The organism is Streptomyces sp. NPDC043908, from assembly GCF_056435525.1.
In genome coordinates this window covers 1-19,412 of record NZ_JBWKEI010000007.1, presented here as the reverse complement: position 1 = coordinate 19,412, position 19,412 = coordinate 1, and the positions used below count along the sequence as shown (strand labels likewise).

The following is a 19,412-nucleotide window of genomic DNA, read 5'->3' as shown; positions in this document are numbered from 1 at the left end:
GATCAAGAGGGGGCCGACCCGGCGATGCCACGAGGAGACGCTGATGGTTGCACCCGCATCCGCACGTGACAGCAGGAAGCTCCGCCGCAGTTTCGGCCGACTGACCGTCCTCGGCGCGGTCCTCGCGCTCGCGGGACTGGTAGGCCTCGTCTACACGGGCGTGGCGACCCTGACGTCGATGCTCCTGTTCGGCTGGCTGCTCCTGGTGGGCGGCGTGGTCGGGCTCGCCCACGCGATCCAGTCGCGCGGCGCCAACTACTTCTGGCTCGGCGTGGTGGTCGCGGCCCTGAACATCGCGGCCGGTGTGGTGGTCATCCGCCGCCCGGAGGGCTCGGCCGAGGCGCTGACGATGTTCGCCGCGCTCCTCTTCCTCACCGGCGGGGTGTTCCGGCTCGCCGGCAGCGTCGTGGTGCGCGGGCCGCAGATGGGCTGGACGCTGGTCCAGGGCGCCTTCGGCGTGCTGCTCGGGGTGCTCGTCCTCGCCAGCTGGCCGAGCAGCAGCCGTTATGTGATCGGCTGCTTCTTCTCGCTCGCGCTGCTCTTCGACGGTCTCGGCCTGATCGCGCTCGGCATCGGCGGACGGCACATCGTGGGTCTGGTCACCGAACCACGGGCGGGCGCGGACGCCCGGGGGAGTGCGTCCGTATCGCAGACACCCCCGCAAGCCCTGGCAAAGCCGTCAGATCGCGATCAGGCACGCTTTGAAAAGTGACATCGGCGGGCGATGGCGATCAGAAGGCGTCGATACACGCTGACTTCTGTTCAGTCCGCCGGTCCGGACCAGGTCACTCCCCACTCTTGACCAAGAGCCTGACAGCCGACTGCGAGGGTGGGTGCCGGAATATGGAGATCCGCGGGAGCGTGCCACCCGACGCCGCACCGGCCAGGCCGTTCCCGTACGAGGGGGTCTGGCGCTTCACGGCCCCCGCCGTCGACGCCTCGGTCCCGCAGGCCCGGCACGCCGTGCGCGACCTGCTCCACCGCCAGGGCGTGCCGGTCCACGACGACCTCGTCCAGGGCCTGCTCCTGATCGTCTCCGAGCTGGTGACCAACGCGGTCAAGCACGCGGCCCTGCTCTCCCCGCAGGTGGCCGTGGAGGTGGCCATCGGCGCCGAGTGGATCCGGGTCTCGGTGGAGGACAACCACCCCTACCGCCCCAAGGCGCTGGAGACCGACTACGGCCAGACCGGCGGACGCGGACTGCTGCTGGTCCGCGAGATCACCTACGAGGCGGGCGGGGCCTGCGACGTCGAGCAGACGGCGAGCGGCGGCAAGATCATCTGGGTGGCCCTGCCGCTGGCCCCGGCCCCGGGCGGCGTCACCAGCCCGCGGCAGGCCCGGTGAGCTCGCGGACCGCGGGCCGGGCCGCGTCCAGCACCGTCATGAACCAGGCCGAGAAGGTCGCCCGCTCGTGCAGCGCGGCCAGCTCCTGCGGCGAGACGAAGGCGGTCTCGTAGACCTCCTCCGGGTCCGGCCGCACCGGCGACTGCACCAGACCGACGAAGAGGTGGTTGTACTCCTGCTCCACCAGGCCCGACTCCGGGTCCGGGTGGTTGTAGCGGACCGTGCCGCCCTGGGCGAGCAGCGACGGCGAGACGCCCAGCTCCTCGTGGGTGCGCCGGGCCGCCGCCGCGAAGGGGGACTCGCCCGGGTAGGGGTGCCCGCAGCAGGTGTTCGACCAGACGCCGGGGGAGTGGTACTTGCCGAGCGCGCGGCGCTGGAGCAGCAGCTTGCCCGAGGAGTCGAAGAGGAAGACCGAGAAGGCCCGGTGCAGCAGGCCCGGTGCCCGGTGGGCGGAGAGCTTCTCCGCGGTGCCGATGGTGGTGCCGCTCTCGTCGACCAGTTCGAGCATGATCTCTTCGGCGGTCCCGTTCGACGAGCTGCTCGCCGTAGTGGCTGGTGTGGTCGGCATAACCATCCTTCGCTTCGGTCCTCGGCTGCCAAGTCTGCCGTACAAAAGCGGCGTGTCCGCACTTCGACGGGCAGCGCATGTCCGTAATGCGCCGGGTGTGCGACACCGCCGAAGAAGGGATCGTGCCCAGCCGCACCGGCGCGGAACCATCGAACATACGGGCGAGATGTCGCCCGGTGGGCGGCCGTCAGTGGCAGAGCCGGGCCTCGTGGGCCGCGTGGCCGCTCGGCTCCAGCTGGAAGGTGCAGTGCTCCACGTCGAAGTGGTCACCCAGGCAGCCCTGGAGGTCGTGCAGCAGCCGCTCGTGGCCCACCGAGTCGAGCACCTCCTGGCTGACCACCACATGGGCCGAGAGCACCGGCATCCCGGAGGTGATCGTCCAGGCGTGCAGGTCATGGACGTCCTCGACGCCCGGCAGCGCCACGATGTGCGCCCGGACCTCACTCATGTCGACGCCCTGGGGCGCCGACTCCAGCAGGACGTCCAGCGTCTCGCGCAGCAGCTTCACCGTACGCGGGACGATCATGAGGCCGATCACCAGCGAGGCGATGGGGTCGGCGGCCTGCCAGCCGGTCGTCATGATGACCGCGGCCGAGACCAGCACCGCCACGGAGCCGAGCGCGTCCGCGAGCACCTCCAGGAAGGCGCCGCGGACGTTGATGCTCTCCTGCTGGCCGCGGACCAGGAGCGAGAGCGAGACCATGTTGGCGACCAGGCCGATCAGGCCGAAAACGATCGTGGTCGCACCCGAGGTGTCGGTCGGCTCGACGAACCGCTGCACCGCCTCGTACAGCACGTATCCGCCGACGCCGAGCAGCAGCAGGCAGTTGGCGAGCGCGGCCAGGATCTCGGCCCGGGCGTAGCCGAACGTCCGGTTGTGGCCGGCCGGGCGGTTGGCGAAGTGGATGGCGAGCAGCGCCATCGCGAGCCCCAGGGCGTCCGTCGCCATGTGCGCCGCGTCCGCGACCAGGGCCAGCGAGTCCGCCAGCAGGCCGCCGACGATCTCGATCACCATCACGCCCAGCGTGATGCCCAGGGCCACCCGCAGCCGTCCCTTGTACGCCGCGGCGGCCGTCCCGGTCGGCGCCGGCCCGCCGTGCGCGTGCCCGTGGTCGTGCCCAGCCCCCATGGAAGGCCACCTCTCAGACTCTTGGCATGGTTGTGCGATCTGCGTACGGAGGGTCAGTGAACTACGGGCGGGGGGTATGGGGCAACACGGCACTGAACACCGTTGTCATCTGCTCTGACCTGCGGAAATGTCCGCGCTGCCGGGTGTGTGCGAGCCGTGTACAGGCCTCGCAGGTCACAGCGGTGCGCGGGCGCGGGCGACGGCGCGTGCCCCCGGTCCCCGCGAGCGGGGGGCGGTTTGTGGGGCGCGGCCTTGATCGACGATGATGATCCACGCGGCAGCCCCCTGCCGCAGGGCCCGATCGGGGCGTAAACAGGCGATGAACTCCCGGTTCCCCGCATCCGATAGCCTCCCGATAGCCTCTGCCGACACGCCGCCCGCCGCTTGTTCCGGGCCGGTGCCGGACATCAGCCATGCCAGCTCCAAGGAGTGAGTTCGTCTGTCGACCGCCATCCTGACCGGCCTGCCGGTCCCCGGGTCGCAGCTCGGGCCCGAGCTGCGCTCGCTGGGCTTCGACGTACGGTCCGCCCAGCGGCCCGAGGACCTGCCCGGCCTGCTCGCCGAGGTTCCGCCCGGTGAGCGGGTCGCCCTGGTCGACCCGTCCTTCGTGGGCCACACGCACGCCCTGCGCCTCGCCCTGACCGACCCCCGGTTCCCGGCGGCGGCGATCCCCGGTGCCCTGGCCGTCCAGGCGGAGGCCCGTCCCGCGCTCGCGCGCGCCCTCGCGGACCGGACCGGGCCCGCCGCCGTCGCCGAAGGGGGCGCGGCGGTCGCCGTCAACGCCCCCGCCACCGGCACCGGTGTCCTCACCGACCGCCTCGCCACCGCCCTCCAGGACGGCGGCGTCGCCGTGCACCGCCCCGAGCTCGGCTCGCTGGTGGCCACCGTGCCCGTCGGGCCGGAGGCCGCCTTCGCCGCCCGCAGGGCCGTGGACGCGGTGGACGACGAGGCCGTCCGGCTGCGCAACGCCGTGAAGTCCCGCGACGGGTTCTTCACCACCTTCTGCATCAGCCCGTACTCGCGCTACCTCGCCCGCTGGTGCGCGCGGCGGGGCCTGACCCCCAACCAGGTCACCACCGCCTCGCTGCTCACCGCGCTGATAGCGGCCGGCTGCGCGGCGACCGGCACCCGCGCCGGCTTCGTGGCGGCCGGCGTGCTGCTGCTCTTCTCCTTCGTCCTGGACTGCACCGACGGGCAGCTCGCCCGCTACTCGCTCCAGTACTCCACGCTCGGCGCCTGGCTGGACGCCACCTTCGACCGGGCCAAGGAGTACGCGTACTACGCGGGCCTGGCGATCGGCGCGGCCCGCGGCGGCGGCACCGACGACGTGTGGGCGCTCGCGCTCGGCGCGATGGTCCTCCAGACCTGCCGCCACGTCGTGGACTTCTCCTTCAACGAGGCGCACGTCGTGGGCACCGGCGCGGACGGCAACACCAGCCCCACCGCCGCCCTCTCCGACAGGCTCGACTCCGTCGGCTGGACGGTGTGGGTGCGCCGGATGATCGTGCTGCCGATCGGTGAGCGCTGGGCGATGATCGCCGTGCTCACCGCGGTGACGACCCCCCGGACCGTCTTCTACGCGCTGCTGATCGGCTGCGCGTTCGCGGCCTGCTACACCACGGCCGGGCGGGTGCTGCGCTCGCTGAGCCGCCGCGCCACCCGTACCGACCGGGCCGCGCTGGCCCTCGCGGAGCTGGCCGACAGCGGGCCGCTCGCCGAGCTCGTGGCGGCGAGCCGTCTGCGGATCAAGGGCGCCTGGACCGCCCCGGTGGTGGCCGCGGCCGGCGCCGTGGCGCTGGTGGCCGTGGCGCTCACCCAGCCCTTCGGCAGCCGCCAGATGATCGTCGCGGCGGTCTTCTATGCGATCACCTCCGGTCTCGCGGTCTCCGCGCCCCTCAAGGGCGCCCTGGACTGGCTGGTGCCGCCGTTCTTCCGGGCCGCCGAGTACGGCACGGTCCTGGCCCTCGCCGCCCGCTCCGAGGTGGACGGGGCCCTGCCCGCGGCCTTCGGACTGGTGGCGGCGGTCGCCTACCATCACTACGACACGGTCTACCGCATCAAGGGCGGCTCCGGCGCGCCGCCGCGCCTGCTGGTCCGCCTGGCCGGCGGCCACGAGGGGCGGACGCTGGTGGTCGCGGTGCTCGCCGCGGCCCTCGCCGGCCGCGGCACGGACTTCACCCTGGCGCTCACCGCCCTCGCGGTGGCCCTGGCGCTCCTGGTGGTCGTGGAGTCCATCCGCTTCTGGGTGTCCTCCGGAGCCCCCGCAGTACATGACGAAGGAGAAACGGCATGATCGGCCTCGTACTCGCAGCCGGTGCGGGACGGCGTCTGCGCCCCTACACCGACACGCTCCCGAAGGCCCTCGTGCCCGTCGACGGCGACACCACCGTCCTCGACCTCACCCTGGCCAACTTCGCCGCGGTGGGTCTGACCGAGGTCGCGATCGTCGTCGGCTACCGCAAGGAAGCCGTGTACGCCCGCAAGGAGGAGCTGGAGGCCACCTACGGCGTCACGCTCACGCTGATCGACAACGACAAGGCCGAGGAGTGGAACAACGCCTACTCCCTGTGGTGCGCGCGTGAGGTCCTGAAGCAGGGCGTCATCCTCGCCAATGGCGACACCGTGCACCCGGTCTCCGTCGAGAAGACGCTGCTGGCCGCCCGCGGCGACGGCAAGAGGATCATCCTCGCCCTGGACACCGTCAAGCGCCTCGCCGACGAGGAGATGAAGGTGATCACCGAGCCCGGCGGGGGCGTGCGGCGCATCACCAAGCTGATGGACCCGGAGACGGCCACCGGCGAGTACATCGGCGTCACCCTCATCGAGCCGGAGGCGGCCGAGGAGCTCGCGGACGCTCTGAAGGCCACCTTCGAGCGCGACCCCGACCTCTACTACGAGGACGGCTACCAGGAGCTCGTCGACCGCGGCTTCACCGTCGACGTGGCGCCCATCGGCGAGGTCTCCTGGGTCGAGATCGACAACCACGACGACCTCGCGAAGGGCCGTGAGATCGCGTGCCAGTACTGACCCGGCTCATCCCGTCGCCGGTCGTCGTCGACATCAGCCGGGGCGCCCTGGACGACCTGGCGGGCCTCCTGGCCGACCAGCGGATCTCGGCCTCCGGCAAGCTGGCGATCGCGGTCAGCGGCGGCTCGGGCCAGGCGCTGAGCGAGAAGCTGGCGCCGGTGCTGCCGGGCGCCGACTGGTACCCGGTCGCGGACGGCACCATCGACTCGGCCGTGCGCCTCGGCGACGACATCAAGGGCAAGCGGTACGACGCGGTCGTCGGCCTGGGCGGGGGCAAGATCATCGACGTGGCGAAGTACGCCGCGGCGCGGGTCGGGCTGCCCATGGTGGCGGTCGCCACCAACCTCTCGCACGACGGCATCTGCTCGCCGGTGTCGATCCTCGACAACGACAACGGCCGCGGCTCCTACGGGGTGCCCACACCCATCGCCATGGTCATCGACCTCGACGTCATCCGCGAGGCCCCGGTCCGGTTCGTCCGCTCGGGCGTCGGCGACGTGATCTCCAACATCTCCGCCATCGCGGACTGGGAGCTGTCGCACCGGGTCAACGGCGAGCCGGTGGACGGTCTGGCCGCGGCCATGGCCCGTACCGCGGGCGAGTCCGTGCTGCGCCACCCCGGCGGCGTCGGCGACGACGAGTTCCTCACCGTCCTGTCCGAGGCACTGGTGCTCTCCGGCATCGCCATGTCGATCAGCGGCGACACCCGGCCCTCCTCGGGCGCCTGCCACGAGATCAGCCACGCCTTCGACCTGCTGTACCCCAAGCGCTCCGCGCTCCACGGCGAGCAGGTCGGCCTCGGCGCCGCCTTCGCCATGCACCTGCGCGGCGCCGCCGAGAAGTCCGGCCTCTTCGCCCAGGTGCTGCGGCGGCACGGCCTGCCCGTGCTCCCTCAGGAGATCGGCTTCTCCGCCGACGAGTTCGTCCGGGCGGTGGCGTACGCGCCGCAGACCCGGCCGGGCCGTTTCACGATCCTGGAACACCTCAACCTGTCCGCAGACCAGATCAAGGACGCTTACGCCGACTATGCAAAAGCCATCGGTAGCTGAACTCCGCCCGGTCGTGCACCCGCCGGGCGTCAAGGACCGGCGGAGCGGCGAGCACTGGGGCGGCCGGCTCTACATGCGCGAGGTCTCCCTGCGCGTCGACCGGCACCTGGTGACCACCCGCGTCACGCCCAACCAGCTCACCTATGTGATGACCGTCGCCGCCGCCCTCGCGGCCCCGGCCCTGCTGGTCCCCGGGATCTGGGGCGCCGTGCTCGGCGTGGTGATGGTCCAGCTGTACCTGCTGCTCGACTGCGTCGACGGCGAGGTGGCGCGCTGGAAGAAGCAGTACTCGATGACCGGCGTCTACGTGGACCGGGTCGCCGCCTACGTGTGCGACGCGGCGGTCCTGGTCGGCTTCGGTCTGCGGGCGGCCGACATCTGGGGCTCGGGGCGGATCGACTGGCTCTGGGCCTTCCTCGGCACCCTCGCGGCGCTCGGCGCCGTCATGATCAAGTCGGAGACCGACCTGGTCGGCGTCGCCCGCCACCAGCAGGGCAAGCCCCCGGTCAAGGAGACGGCCTCGGAGCCGCGCTCCTCCGGCATGGCGCTGGCCCGCCGGGCCGCCGGGGCGCTCAAGTTCCACCGGCTGATCCTCGGCATCGAGGCGTCCCTGCTGATCCTGGTCCTGGCGCTGGTCGACCACGCCCGCGGCGACCTGTACTTCTCGCGGCTCGGCGTCGCGGTGCTCGCGGGCATCGCGCTGCTCCAGAGCGTGCTGCACCTGGTGTCCATCCTCGCCTCCAGCAGGCTCAAGTGAGCGCCCCGCTGAAGGTCGGCGCGGTCGTCATCACCATGGGCAACCGCCCCGAGGAACTGCGCGCGCTGCTCGACTCGGTCGCCAAGCAGGACGGCGACCCGGTCCAGGTCGTGGTGGTCGGCAACGGCGCCCCGGTCCCGGACGTCCCCGAGGGCGTACGGACCGTGGAGCTGCCCGAGAACCTGGGCATCCCCGGCGGGCGCAACGTCGGCATCGAGGCGTTCGGCCCGTCCGGCGCCGAGGTCGACATCCTGCTCTTCCTCGACGACGACGGGCTGCTGGCCAACAGCGACACGGCCGAGCTGTGCCGCCGCGCGTTCACCGAGGACCCCAGGCTCGGCATCGTCAGCTTCCGCATCGCGGACCCGGAGACCGGGGTCACCCAGCGCCGCCACGTCCCGCGGCTGCGCGCCTCCGACCCGATGCGCTCCTCGCGCGTGACGACCTTCCTGGGCGGCGCCAACGCCGTACGGACGAGGGTCCTCGCGGAGGTCGGTGCCCTGCCCGACGAGTTCTTCTACGCCCACGAGGAGACCGATCTGGCCTGGCGGGCGCTGGACGCCGGCTGGATGATCGACTACCGCGCGGACATGGTCCTGTACCACCCGACGACGGCGCCCTCCCGGCACGCGGTCTACCACCGGATGGTGGCCCGCAACCGGGTCTGGCTGGCCCGGCGCAACCTGCCGGCCCTCCTGGTCCCCGTCTACCTGGGGGTCTGGATGCTGCTCACGCTCGCCAGGAAGCCCTCCGGGCCCGCCCTCAAGGCGTGGTTCGGCGGCTTCAAGGAGGGCTGGACCACTCCCTGCGGTCCGCGCCGCCCCATGAAGTGGCGCACGGTCTGGCGGCTGACCCGGCTGGGCCGGCCGCCCGTCATCTGACACTCTCGGGTCGGAGCACATCGGGCGTGGCCGTCCGGCCCCGGGCACTTCGGCCCACGGCCATCGGGCGTACTTCTTTGAAAGCGAAAGTTTCCTCTTGTGAGTGACACAACTCTGTCCCCGGCGGAACTCGCCGCCAAGCACGGCCTGGCGGTGAGCGGCGCCCGGCCGGGGCTGCGTGAGTACTGCCGCCAGCTCTGGGGGCGGCGCCACTTCATCCTGTCGTTCTCGCAGGCGAAGCTGACCGCCCAGTACAGCCAGGCGAAGCTCGGCCAGATCTGGCAGGTGGCCACCCCGCTGCTCAACGCGCTGGTCTACTACTTCATCTTCGGCGTGCTGATGAACGCCAAGCGCGGCATCCCCTCGGACGTGTACATCCCGTTCCTGGTGACGGGCATCTTCGTCTTCACGTTCACCCAGAACTCGGTGATGGCGGGCGTCCGGGCGATCTCCGGCAACCTCGGCCTGGTGCGCGCGCTGCACTTCCCGCGCGCCTCGCTGCCGATCTCCTTCGCGCTCCAGCAGCTCCAGCAGCTGCTGTTCTCGATGATCGTCCTGGTCCTCGTGGTGGTCGCGTCGGGGACCATGCCGATGGCGTCGTGGCTGCTGATGGTGCCGGTCCTGGCGTGTCAGTTCGTCTTCAACACCGGTCTGGCGCTGATCATGGCCAGGCTCGGCAGCAAGACCCCGGACCTCGCCCAGCTGATGCCGTTCGTCCTGCGGACCTGGATGTACGCCTCCGGCGTCATGTTCAGCATCAAGGTGGTCCTCCAGGGCAAGCCGGACTGGCTCGCCCAGGTCCTCCAGGTGAACCCCGCCGCGGTCTACATGGACCTGGCGCGGTACTCCATGATCGACGGCTACGGTGCCCACAACCTGCCGCCGCACGTGTGGGCCCTGGCGGCCGGCTGGGCCCTCGTGGTGGGCGCCGCGGGCTTCGTGTACTTCTGGAAGGCAGAGGAGCAGTACGGCCGTGGCTGAGGACAACATCCGCATCGCCGACGCGAGCGGCGAGCGCATCCCGACCGTCATCGCCGACGACGTGCACATCGTGTACACGGTCAACGGCGGGGGCGGCGGGCGGGGCAGCGCCACCGCCGCGCTCAGCCGGATCGTGCGGCGGGACGCCGGCGAGTCGCGCGGCATGCGCAAGGTGCACGCGGTGCGGGGCGTCTCCTTCACCGCCTACCGCGGCGAGGCGATCGGCCTGATCGGCACCAACGGCTCGGGCAAGTCGACCCTGCTGCGGGCGATCGCCGGACTGCTGCCGCCCGCCAAGGGCAAGGTGTACACCAACGGCCAGCCCTCGCTGCTCGGCGTCAACGCCGCGCTGATGAACGAGCTGACCGGCGAGCGCAACGTCATCCTCGGCGGCCTGGCCATGGGCATGTCGCGGGAGGAGATCAAGGAGCGGTACGAGGAGATCGTCGACTTCTCCGGCATCAACGAGAAGGGCGACTTCATCACCCTGCCGATGCGGACGTACTCCTCCGGCATGGCGGCCCGGCTGCGGTTCTCCATCGCCGCCGCCAAGGACCACGACGTCCTGATGATCGACGAGGCGCTGGCCACGGGCGACCGCAAGTTCCAGATCCGCTCCGAGGAGCGCATCCGCGAGCTGCGCAAGCACGCCGGCACGGTGTTCCTGGTCAGCCACAGCATCGGCTCCATCCGGGACACCTGCAACCGGGTGCTCTGGCTGGAGCGGGGCGAGCTCCTGATGGACGGGCCGACCGACGAGGTCGTCAAGGCCTACCAGAAGGAGACGGGCCGCTGACACCCGGTCACCGCCCGTACGCCGTCGAGAGCTCCCGTCGATCAACCCCGGCGGGGGCTTTCGCGTCCCTGGGGGCGGTGCTCATGACGGGCCGGAACGTCAAGGCTGCGTCAAGTCGCCCGGGCCGGGGGAAGGTTGGCGCGGATTGAAGTGTTCTTGTAATGCGCGCAACACCCCGACGTGTTGTCAGGCGTTGTACAACGTAAGCTGTACCGGTGTTGATCGTGACGGATGGGCGGTACCGCCCCGGGCACCCCGCGCGGGAGCCGTTCTCCACTCGGGAGGCTCGGCGGCGTGTCCGAAATGGGATGTTTTGGGTCGGCGGTGTAGAACGGGAGATGTGACGGCAATGGCTACGGGAAATCTCCACCTGCGCGAGACTTCCGCCGTTCCCGTACCGGGCGGCCCCCGGTGACAGGTGTCCGGGACGTGCGCACCGACTCCCCCTCGCGCACCACGCTCGACAAGGCCACGGCGGAGAACTTCCCGGTGGCCCCCTTCTTTCTGCCCCGCGCCTGGCGCGACGACCTGATGGCCGTGTACGGCTACGCGCGCCTGGTCGACGACATCGGCGACGGCGACCTCGCGCCCGGCGGCGCCGACGCCCGCCACCTCGGCCTCGCCCCGGCCGACGCGGACGACCGGCTCGTGATGCTCGACGCCTTCGAGGCGGATCTGCGCCGCGTCTTCGACTCCACCCCGCGCCACCCGCTGCTCAGGGCCCTGCAGCCCACGGTCCGCCGCCGCTCGCTCACCCCCGACCCGTTCCTCGCCCTCATCGCGGCGAACCGGCAGGACCAGCGGGTCGCACGGTACGAGACCTACGACGACCTCGTCGCGTACTGCGCACTGTCCGCCAATCCCGTCGGCCGCCTGGTGCTGGCGATCACCGGCACCGAGAGCCCCGAGCGCGTCCGCCGCTCGGACGCCGTCTGCACCGCGCTCCAGATCGTCGAACACCTCCAGGACGTCACCGAGGACCTCGGCCGGGACCGGATCTATCTGCCCGCCGAGGACATGAAGCGGTTCCATGTCACCGAGGCCGATCTGGCCGCCCCGAGCGGGGGCGCGTCGGTGCGCGCCCTGGTCGCGTTCGAAGCGGAACGCGCCGCACGGCTCCTGAATGAAGGCACCTCCCTGGTGGGTAGCGTCCACGGCAGACTCAGGCTGCTGCTGGCCGGATTCGTGGCCGGGGGCCGCGCCGCGCTCGACGCGGTGGCGGCCGCCGGCCACGACGTGCTCCCTGGACCGCCCAAGCCCACCAAGTCCAGTCTGCTGCGCGAAGTGGGAGCCGTGTTGCGTAGAGCGCGTAGAGAGGGGTGAGCCGGACCGTGGATCCACACGCACACGCGTCCGCGCCGGTACAGGCCGCGTACAGCTACTGCGAGGCGGTGACCGGACAGCAGGCGCGCAACTTCGCGTACGGCATCCGGCTGCTGCCGACCGACAAGCGCCACGCGATGTCCGCGCTCTACGCGTTCTCGCGGCGCGTCGACGACATCGGTGACGGCGCCCTGGCCCCCGAGGCCAAGAAGCAGCGCCTGGAGGACACCCGCGCGCTGCTCGGCCGGATCGCCGGGGGCGCGGTCGAGGAGGACGACACCGACCCGGTGGCCGTGGCGCTCGCGGACGCGGCGCGCCGCTTCCCGATCCCGCTGGACGGGCTCGACGAGCTCATCGACGGCGTCCTCATGGACGTGCACGGCGAGACCTACGAGACCTGGGACGACCTGAGGGCCTACTGCCGGTGTGTCGCGGGCGCGATCGGCCGGCTCTCCCTGGGCGTGTTCGGTACACAACCGGGCGCACCGGGCGCCGAGCGCGCCGCGGAGTACGCCGACACGCTGGGCCTGGCCCTGCAACTCACCAACATCCTCAGAGACGTTCGCGAGGACGCGGGCAACGGACGCACCTACCTCCCCGCCGACGACCTGGCCAAGTTCGGGTGCGCCGCGGGCTTCCACACCTCGACTCCACCCGCAGGATCCGACTTCGCGGGCCTGGTCCACTTCGAAGTGCGCCGGGCCCGCGCCCTGTTCGCCGAGGGCTACCGGCTGCTGCCGATGCTCGACCGGCGCAGCGGCGCGTGCGTCGCCGCGATGGCCGGAATCTACCGCCGGCTGCTCGACCGCATCGAGCGCGACCCCGAGGCCGTGCTGCGCGGCCGGGTCTCGCTGCCCGGCAGGGAGAAGGCGTACGTGGCGGTACGCGGGCTGTCCGGGCTCGACACCCGGACCGTCTCCCGGCAGACCGCCAGGAGGCGCGCCTGATGGCCCATGGGCACCTGGACGTGCGGCCGAGCAGCTTTACGTGCCCCGGGCGTGCAACCCCGGCCCCGGCCGGGGCGTCCCTGACTGCGACGGCCCGGTGTGCGCACGACGCCGGCCCGGCCGAAGGGGAGGGCGCATGACAACCCCGCAGCCCGAACGCGCGGTGGTCGTCGGCGGAGGTCTGGCCGGCGTCACCGCCGCGCTGGAACTGGCCGGCGCGGGCCTGGCCGTGACCCTGGTCGAGAGCCGCCCCCGGCTGGGCGGCCTCGCCTTCTCCTTCCGGCGCGGCGAACTCTCCGTCGACAACGGCCAGCACGTCTATCTGCGCTGCTGTACCGCCTACCGCTGGTTCCTCGACCGGATCGGCGGCGCCCACCTCGCGCCGCTCCAGCGCCGCCTCGACGTGCCCGTCCTGGACGTCGCCCACCCGCGCGGACCCCGGCTCGGCAGGCTGCGCCGCACCGCGCTGCCGGTGCCGCTGCACCTGGCCGGCAGCCTCGCCACCTATCCGCACCTCTCGCTCGCCGAGCGGGCCTCGGTCGGGCGCGCCGCACTCGCGCTCAAGGGCCTCGACCCCGCCGACCCGGCGCTCGACGGGGTGGATTTCGCCACCTGGCTCGGCCGCCACGGGCAGTCCGCCCGTACCGTCGAGGCCCTGTGGGACCTGGTGGGCGTGGCGACCCTGAACGCGACCGCGCCGCACGCCTCCCTGGGGCTCGCCGCGATGGTCTTCAAGACCGGGCTGCTCTCCGAGCCGGGCGCCGCCGACATCGGCTGGGCGCACGTACCGCTGGGCGACCTCCACGACACGCTGGCCCGCAAGGCGCTCGCCGAGGCCGGGGTCCGCGTCGAGACCCGTACCAAGGCCGAGTCCCTCGCCCGTACCGAGAGCGGCGTGTGGCGGGTCGAGGCCGGCGGCGAGACGCTGGACGCCGAGGCGGTCGTCCTCGCCGTCCCGCAGCGCGAGGCGCACGACCTGCTGCCCCACGGCGCCCTCGACGACCCCGGCAAGCTGCTCGACATCGGCACCGCCCCCATCCTCAACCTGCACGTCGTCTACGACCGCAAGGTGCTGCGGCAGCCGTTCTTCGCCGCGCTCGGCACGCCCGTGCAGTGGGTCTTCGACCGCACCGAGTCCTCCGGGCTCACCGGCGGCGGCCAGTACCTGGCGGTCTCCCAGTCGGCCGCCGGGGACGAGATCGACGAGCCGGTGGCCGCGCTGCGCGCGCGCTATCTGCCCGAGCTCGAACGGCTGCTGCCCGCCGCGCGCGGCGCGGGTGTACGGGACTTCTTCGTGACCCGGGAGCGCACCGCGACGTTCGCCCCCACCCCCGGCGTCGGACGGCTGCGTCCGGGCTCGCACACGCGTGCGCCCGGTCTCTACCTGGCCGGCGCGTGGACCGCCACCGGCTGGCCCGCGACGATGGAGAGCGCGGTACGCAGCGGGTTCAGCGCCGCGGGCGCGGCCCTCGGCGTACTCGGCCGCTCCCACGTCCATCCGCTTCAGGAGGCGGCATGACCCTTAGCAGCACTGGAACTAGAGGAGAGACCGTGGCGACTGTGCCTTCGGCGAACTCGGCTGTCGACACCGTGGACGTCGCCGCGCTTCTGGAGCGCGGACGGACGCTGTCCACGCCGGTGCTGCGCACGGCCGTGGAGCGGCTCGCCGCTCCCATGGACACCGTCGCCGCCTACCACTTCGGCTGGATCGACGCCCAGGGCAACCCGGCGGACGGCGACGGCGGCAAGGCCGTGCGGCCCGCCCTCGCCCTGCTGTCCGCCGAGGCCGCCGGGGCCGGCCCCGAGGTCGGCGTGCCCGGCGCGGTCGCGGTCGAGCTCGTCCACAACTTCTCGCTGCTCCACGACGACCTGATGGACGGCGACGAGCAGCGCCGCCACCGCGACACGGTCTGGAAGGTGCACGGCCCGGCCCAGGCGATCCTCGTCGGCGACGCGCTGTTCGCGCTGGCCAACGAGGTCCTCCTGGAGCTCGGCACGGTCGAGGCCGGGCGCGCCACGCGCCGGCTGACCACCGCGAGCCGCAAGCTCATCGACGGCCAGGCCCAGGACATCTCCTACGAGCACCGCGAGCGGGTCACCGTCGAGGAGTGCCTGGAGATGGAGGGCAACAAGACGGGCGCGCTGCTCGCCTGCGCCTGCTCCATCGGCGCGGTCCTCGGCGGCGCGGACGACCGCACGGCCGACACGCTGGAGGCGTACGGCTACCACCTCGGCCTCGCCTTCCAGGCCGTCGACGACCTCCTCGGCATCTGGGGCGACCCGGAGGCCACCGGCAAGCAGACCTGGAGCGACCTGCGCCAGCGCAAGAAGTCCCTGCCGGTGGTGGCGGCCCTCGCGGCGGGCGGCCCGGCCTCCGAGCGGCTGGGCGAGCTGCTCGCCGCCGACGCCAAGAGCAACGACTTCGACACCTTCTCCGAGGAGGAGTTCGCCACCCGGGCCGCCCTCATCGAGGAGGCCGGCGGCCGGGAGTGGACCTCGCAGGAGGCCCGCAGGCAGCACGCCGTGGCGATCGAGGCGCTGGGCACCGTCGACATGCCCGAGCGGGTGCGGGCGCAGCTGACCGCCCTGGCCGACTTCGTCGTCGTACGGAAGAGATGATCACCATTCGCATATGACGCGACGTCGCCGGAGGGGCCCGCCACGGGCCGCTCCGACGGAGACCCCAGCACAGCAGAAGTAGCACTGCACTTGCATTAAGGGGAAGCCATGACAGCGACGACCGACGGAAGCGCCGGGGCCACGCGGCCCCCCGCCGCCGCGGCCAGTGGGACGACCGCGCCGCCACCGGGCGCGGACGAGGTGCTCGACGCCGCCCGGCGGGCGGTGGACCGGGCGGTGGAGCACCTGCTCGCCGGACAGGACGACCTCGGCTGGTGGAAGGGCGACCTGGAGACCAACGTCACCATGGACGCCGAGGACCTGCTGCTGCGTCAGTTCCTCGGCATCCAGGACGAGAAGACGGTCGCCGCGGCCGCCCTCCACATCCGGGGCGAGCAGCGCGAGGACGGCACCTGGGCCACGTTCTACGGCGGCCCGCCCGAGCTCTCCGCCACCGTCGAGGCGTACGTGGCGCTGCGGCTCGCCGGTGACCGGCCCGAGGACCCCCACATGGTGCGGGCCTCGTCGTGGGTCAGGAGCCAGGGCGGCATCGCCGCCTGCCGGGTCTTCACCCGGATCTGGCTGGCTTTGTTCGGCTGGTGGAAGTGGGACGACCTCCCCGAGCTGCCGCCGGAGCTGATCTTCCTGCCCTCGTGGTTCCCGCTGAACATCTACGACTTCGGCTGCTGGGCCCGGCAAACCATCGTGCCGCTCACCGTGGTCTCCGCCAAGCGGCCGGTGCGGCCCGCGCCCTTCGCGCTCGACGAACTGCACACCGACGCGCGCGACCCCAACCCGGCGAAGCCCCTGGCCCCGGTCGCCAGCTGGGACGGCGCTTTCCAGCGGCTCGACAAGGCGCTGCACCTCTACCACCGCCTCGCCCCGCGCCGGCTGCGCCGGGCCGCGATGAACACCGCCGCCCGCTGGATCGTCGAGCGCCAGGAGAACGACGGGTGCTGGGGCGGCATCCAGCCGCCCGCCGTCTACTCGGTGATCGCCCTGCATCTGCTCGGCTACGACCTCCAGCACCCGGTGATGCGGGCCGGCCTCGAATCCCTGGACCGGTTCGCGGTGTGGCGCGAGGACGGCTCCCGGATGATCGAGGCCTGCCAGTCCCCGGTGTGGGACACGTGCCTGGCCACCATCGCGCTCGCCGACGCGGGGCTGCCCGCCGACCACCCGGCCCTGGTCAAGGCCGTCGACTGGATGCTCGGCGAGGAGATCGTCCGGCCGGGCGACTGGTCGGTGAAGAAACCGGGACTGGCGCCGGGCGGCTGGGCGTTCGAGTTCCACAACGACAACTACCCCGACATCGACGACACCGCCGAGGTGATCCTCGCGCTGCGCCGGGTGCGCCACCCCGACCCCGAGCGGGTCGAGGGGGCGATCCGCCGGGCCGCGCGCTGGACGCTCGGGATGCAGTCGAAGAACGGGGCCTGGGGCGCCTTCGACGCCGACAACACCAGCCCGTTCCCCAACCGGCTGCCGTTCTGCGACTTCGGCGAGGTCATCGACCCGCCGTCGGCCGACGTCACCGCGCACGTCGTGGAGATGCTGGCCGTCGAGGGCCGCGCCCACGAGCCGCGCGCCCGGCGCGGGATCGACTGGCTGCTGGCCGAACAGGAGGCGAGCGGCGCCTGGTTCGGGCGGTGGGGCGTCAACTACGTCTACGGCACCGGCTCGGTGGTCCCGGCGCTGACCGCCGCCGGGCTGCCCGCCTCGCACCCGGCGATCCGCCGGGCCGTCGGCTGGCTGGAGTCGGTGCAGAACGAGGACGGCGGCTGGGGCGAGGACCTGCGCTCCTACCGCGAGGAGGAGTGGATCGGGCACGGCGTCTCGACCGCCTCCCAGACCGCCTGGGCGCTGCTGGCGCTCCTCGCGGCGGGGCGGCGGGAGAGCAGGGCGGTCGAGCGGGGCGTGGCCTGGCTCGCCGCGACCCAGCGGGCGGACGGCTCCTGGGACGAGCCGTACTTCACCGGCACCGGCTTCCCCTGGGACTTCTCGATCAACTACCACCTCTATCGCCAGGTGTTCCCGCTCACCGCGCTCGGCCGCTATGTCCACGGAGAACCGTTCTCCCTCAACGGCCGCAAGGGGAAGTGATGGACGTACACCCCGCCGCCGTCCCGGAACCGGTGCCGCTGCTCGTCGCCTGCGCGCTCACCATCGAGGAGCTGGCACTGCGCAGCGGCGGCCGGGGCCGGACGCCCGGCCAGGTGGTGACCGTGCTGCGCAGCGGCATGGGGCCCCGGGCCGCCGAACGGGCCGTACTGCGCGGCCTGGGCACGGCGGCGAACCGGGAGGCGGCCGTGATCGCCTCCGGGTTCTGCGCCGGCCTGGCCCCGGGGATGCACCCCGGGGACCTGGTCGTCGCCGAAGAGACCCGCGACCCGCGCGGCACGACCGCCTGCGTGGGTACGGAGGTGCTGGCCAAGGCGCTGAGCGCGGCGCTGCCCGGTCGCACCGTGCACACCGGTCCGCTCATCGGCTCCGACCACGTGGTGCGTGGTCACGAACGGGCCGAGCTGCGCGCGACCGGGGCGATCGCCGTGGACATGGAGTCCGCGGCGACGCTGTGGAGCGCCGTCGGGGCCGGAGAGCGTCCGGTTGCGGCCGTACGGGTGGTCGTGGACGCTCCGGAACATGAACTCGTCCGTATCGGCACGGTACGCGGTGGAATATCGGCTTTCCGTGTTCTCCGTGCCGTCCTTCCCGCTTTCTTTGAATGGCACCGTTCTTTGCCGCTCCCCAGGAGGTGAGCCAGATGGCCATGCCGCTTCGCCAGTCCATCAGGGTCGGGACCTATCTTTTTGAACAGAAGCTCCGCAAGCGTGAGAAGTTCCCGCTGATCGTCGAGCTGGAGCCGCTCTTCGCCTGCAATCTGAAGTGCGAGGGCTGCGGGAAGATCCAGCACCCGGCCGGGGTCCTGAAGCAGCGCATGCCGGTGGCCCAGGCCGTGGGCGCCGTCCTGGAGTCGGGCGCCCCCATGGTCTCCATCGCGGGCGGCGAGCCCCTGATGCACCCTCAGATCGACGAGATCGTGCGGCAGTTGGTGGCGAAGAGGAAGTACGTCTTCCTCTGCACCAACGCCCTGCTGCTGCGCAAGAAGCTGGAGAAGTTCACCCCGTCCCCGTACTTCGCGTTCGCCGTGCACATCGACGGGCTGCGCGAGCGGCACGACGAGTCGGTGGCGAAGGAGGGCGTCTTCGACGAGGCGGTGGCGGCGATCAAGGAGGCCAAGCGGCGCGGCTTCCGGGTCACCACCAACTCCACCTTCTTCAACACCGACACCCCCCAGACGATCATCGAGGTGCTCAACTTCCTCAACGACGACCTCCAGGTCGACGAGATGATGATCTCGCCCGCGTACGCCTACGAGAAGGCGCCCGACCAGGAGCACTTCCTGGGCGTCGAGCAGACCCGCGAGCTGTTCAAGAAGGCGTTCTCCGGCGGCAACCGCCGCCGCTGGCGGCTCAACCACTCACCGCTCTTCCTGGACTTCCTGGAGGGCAAGGCGGACTTCCCGTGCACGGCCTGGGCGATCCCCAACTACTCGCTCTTCGGCTGGCAGCGGCCCTGCTACCTGATGAGCGACGGGTACGTCCCCACCTACCGGGAGCTCGTCGAGGACACCGACTGGGACAAGTACGGCCGGGGCAAGGACGACCGGTGCGCCAACTGCATGGCGCACTGCGGCTACGAGCCCACCGCCGTCCTCGCGACCATGGGGTCGCTCAAGGAGTCGCTGCGCGCGGTCCGCGAGACCGTGCGGGGAAACCGCGGGTGACGTGATGAGGACCGGAGAGCCCGTCGCGCTGGGCCTCCCCGCGCCGCCGGCCCGGCTCCTGGCGAAGCGCCGCCCCTCGCGGCGCATCCAGGTCGGGTCGGTGGCGGTTGGCGGTGACGCGCCGGTGTCGGTGCAGTCGATGACGACGACGCGGACGTCGGATGTCGGGGCGACGTTGCAGCAGATCGCGGAGCTGACGGCGTC

19 protein-coding genes are annotated in these 19,412 nt (G+C 72.0%); 17 read left to right on the top strand and 2 right to left on the bottom strand.

Annotated elements, in window-relative coordinates; all coding sequences use genetic code 11:
- Nucleotides 1–43: 43 nt before the first annotated feature.
- Both AC069K_RS16940 and AC069K_RS16935 read left to right on the top strand, forming a co-directional pair.
- Nucleotides 44–712 carry an HdeD family acid-resistance protein gene (locus tag AC069K_RS16940; protein WP_478616778.1) on the top strand — a complete coding sequence of 223 codons (669 nt, stop codon included), beginning with the start codon at nucleotides 44–46 and terminating at the stop codon, nucleotides 710–712.
- A 131-nt stretch (nucleotides 713–843) separates the two neighbouring features.
- Nucleotides 844–1,344, top strand: coding sequence for an ATP-binding protein (locus AC069K_RS16935; protein WP_365099884.1), 501 nt, complete (start codon nucleotides 844–846; stop codon nucleotides 1,342–1,344).
- Here AC069K_RS16935 and idi read toward each other — a convergent pair.
- Both idi and AC069K_RS16925 read right to left on the bottom strand, forming a co-directional pair.
- Entirely contained in the window at nucleotides 1,319–1,912 is a 594-nt protein-coding gene (idi, locus tag AC069K_RS16930) for an isopentenyl-diphosphate Delta-isomerase (RefSeq protein ID WP_365099886.1), read from the bottom strand. The two genes, AC069K_RS16935 and idi, sit on opposite strands and share 26 nt — an antisense overlap.
- Nucleotides 1,913–2,099: 187 nt before the next feature.
- The gene (locus tag AC069K_RS16925) at nucleotides 2,100–3,041 is read right to left on the bottom strand and encodes a cation diffusion facilitator family transporter (protein ID WP_478616773.1); all 942 of its coding nucleotides are present in this window, start codon (nucleotides 3,039–3,041) and stop codon (nucleotides 2,100–2,102) included.
- A 439-nt stretch (nucleotides 3,042–3,480) separates the two neighbouring features.
- On the opposite strand from AC069K_RS16925, the gene AC069K_RS16920 reads away from it, so the two are divergent.
- From AC069K_RS16920 to AC069K_RS16850, 15 genes are all read left to right on the top strand, one after another.
- Nucleotides 3,481–5,334, top strand: a complete 1,854-nt coding sequence (locus AC069K_RS16920; RefSeq protein ID WP_478617475.1) for a DUF5941 domain-containing protein — start codon at nucleotides 3,481–3,483, stop codon at nucleotides 5,332–5,334.
- Nucleotides 5,331–6,068 carry a phosphocholine cytidylyltransferase family protein gene (locus AC069K_RS16915; protein ID WP_365099888.1) on the top strand — a complete coding sequence of 246 codons (738 nt, stop codon included), beginning with the start codon at nucleotides 5,331–5,333 and terminating at the stop codon, nucleotides 6,066–6,068. Before AC069K_RS16920 ends, AC069K_RS16915 begins: the two co-directional genes overlap by 4 nt.
- A complete protein-coding gene (locus AC069K_RS16910) occupies nucleotides 6,056–7,117 on the top strand; it encodes an iron-containing alcohol dehydrogenase family protein (protein ID WP_478616769.1) in 1,062 nt (353 codons plus the stop codon). Before AC069K_RS16915 ends, AC069K_RS16910 begins: the two co-directional genes overlap by 13 nt.
- The gene (locus AC069K_RS16905) at nucleotides 7,095–7,874 is read left to right on the top strand and encodes a CDP-alcohol phosphatidyltransferase family protein (RefSeq protein WP_358835495.1); all 780 of its coding nucleotides are present in this window, start codon (nucleotides 7,095–7,097) and stop codon (nucleotides 7,872–7,874) included. The genes AC069K_RS16910 and AC069K_RS16905 overlap by 23 nt, the downstream gene beginning before the upstream one ends.
- Nucleotides 7,871–8,755, top strand: coding sequence for a glycosyltransferase family 2 protein (locus tag AC069K_RS16900; protein WP_365099893.1), 885 nt, complete (start codon nucleotides 7,871–7,873; stop codon nucleotides 8,753–8,755). The genes AC069K_RS16905 and AC069K_RS16900 overlap by 4 nt, the downstream gene beginning before the upstream one ends.
- A 99-nt stretch (nucleotides 8,756–8,854) precedes the next feature.
- Nucleotides 8,855–9,736: an ABC transporter permease gene (locus AC069K_RS16895; RefSeq protein WP_478616764.1), complete on the top strand. Its 882-nt coding sequence runs from the start codon at nucleotides 8,855–8,857 to the stop codon at nucleotides 9,734–9,736.
- Nucleotides 9,729–10,532 carry an ABC transporter ATP-binding protein gene (locus AC069K_RS16890; RefSeq protein ID WP_478616761.1) on the top strand — a complete coding sequence of 268 codons (804 nt, stop codon included), beginning with the start codon at nucleotides 9,729–9,731 and terminating at the stop codon, nucleotides 10,530–10,532. Before AC069K_RS16895 ends, AC069K_RS16890 begins: the two co-directional genes overlap by 8 nt.
- A 429-nt stretch (nucleotides 10,533–10,961) precedes the next feature.
- Nucleotides 10,962–11,855 carry a squalene synthase HpnC gene (hpnC, locus tag AC069K_RS16885; RefSeq protein ID WP_365099897.1) on the top strand — a complete coding sequence of 298 codons (894 nt, stop codon included), beginning with the start codon at nucleotides 10,962–10,964 and terminating at the stop codon, nucleotides 11,853–11,855.
- Nucleotides 11,852–12,802: a presqualene diphosphate synthase HpnD gene (hpnD, locus tag AC069K_RS16880; RefSeq protein ID WP_478616758.1), complete on the top strand. Its 951-nt coding sequence runs from the start codon at nucleotides 11,852–11,854 to the stop codon at nucleotides 12,800–12,802. The genes hpnC and hpnD overlap by 4 nt, the downstream gene beginning before the upstream one ends.
- A 136-nt stretch (nucleotides 12,803–12,938) precedes the next feature.
- A complete protein-coding gene (gene hpnE / locus AC069K_RS16875) occupies nucleotides 12,939–14,321 on the top strand; it encodes a hydroxysqualene dehydroxylase HpnE (RefSeq protein ID WP_478616755.1) in 1,383 nt (460 codons plus the stop codon).
- On the top strand, nucleotides 14,318–15,421 hold the full coding sequence (locus AC069K_RS16870; protein WP_365099903.1) for a polyprenyl synthetase family protein: 1,104 nt from the start codon (nucleotides 14,318–14,320) through the stop codon (nucleotides 15,419–15,421). The genes hpnE and AC069K_RS16870 overlap by 4 nt, the downstream gene beginning before the upstream one ends.
- A gap of 108 nt (nucleotides 15,422–15,529) precedes the next feature.
- Nucleotides 15,530–17,524 (top strand): squalene--hopene cyclase, encoded by a 1,995-nt coding sequence (shc, locus tag AC069K_RS16865; protein ID WP_478616751.1) that lies wholly within the window; start codon nucleotides 15,530–15,532, stop codon nucleotides 17,522–17,524.
- Complete coding sequence (locus AC069K_RS16860; protein WP_478616748.1) at nucleotides 17,524–18,180, top strand: phosphorylase family protein; 657 nt, start codon at nucleotides 17,524–17,526, stop codon at nucleotides 18,178–18,180. Before shc ends, AC069K_RS16860 begins: the two co-directional genes overlap by 1 nt.
- A gap of 5 nt (nucleotides 18,181–18,185) precedes the next feature.
- Nucleotides 18,186–19,208, top strand: coding sequence for an adenosyl-hopene transferase HpnH (gene hpnH, locus AC069K_RS16855; RefSeq protein ID WP_358834415.1), 1,023 nt, complete (start codon nucleotides 18,186–18,188; stop codon nucleotides 19,206–19,208).
- A gap of 4 nt (nucleotides 19,209–19,212) precedes the next feature.
- Nucleotides 19,213–19,412, top strand: a 200-nt coding sequence (locus tag AC069K_RS16850) for a flavodoxin-dependent (E)-4-hydroxy-3-methylbut-2-enyl-diphosphate synthase (protein WP_478616745.1), incomplete at its 3' end; no start/stop codon positions are given.

Bases quoted from the DNA above. Each gene is read 5' to 3' on its own strand.
- AC069K_RS16915 (WP_365099888.1), top strand. From the start codon at position 5,331: ATGATCGGCCTCGTACTCGCAGCCGGTGCGGGACGGCGTCTGCGCCCC.
- AC069K_RS16905 (WP_358835495.1), top strand. From the start codon at position 7,095: ATGCAAAAGCCATCGGTAGCTGAACTCCGCCCGGTCGTGCACCCGCCG.
- hpnH (WP_358834415.1), top strand. From the start codon at position 18,186: ATGGCCATGCCGCTTCGCCAGTCCATCAGGGTCGGGACCTATCTTTTT.
- AC069K_RS16860 (WP_478616748.1), top strand. From the start codon at position 17,524: ATGGACGTACACCCCGCCGCCGTCCCGGAACCGGTGCCGCTGCTCGTC.
- AC069K_RS16870 (WP_365099903.1), top strand. From the start codon at position 14,318: ATGACCCTTAGCAGCACTGGAACTAGAGGAGAGACCGTGGCGACTGTG.
- AC069K_RS16925 (WP_478616773.1), bottom strand. From the start codon at position 3,041: ATGGGGGCTGGGCACGACCACGGGCACGCGCACGGCGGGCCGGCGCCG.
- idi (WP_365099886.1), bottom strand. From the start codon at position 1,912: ATGCCGACCACACCAGCCACTACGGCGAGCAGCTCGTCGAACGGGACC.
- shc (WP_478616751.1), top strand. From the start codon at position 15,530: ATGACAGCGACGACCGACGGAAGCGCCGGGGCCACGCGGCCCCCCGCC.
- AC069K_RS16935 (WP_365099884.1), top strand. From the start codon at position 844: ATGGAGATCCGCGGGAGCGTGCCACCCGACGCCGCACCGGCCAGGCCG.
- AC069K_RS16940 (WP_478616778.1), top strand. From the start codon at position 44: ATGGTTGCACCCGCATCCGCACGTGACAGCAGGAAGCTCCGCCGCAGT.
- hpnE (WP_478616755.1), top strand. From the start codon at position 12,939: ATGACAACCCCGCAGCCCGAACGCGCGGTGGTCGTCGGCGGAGGTCTG.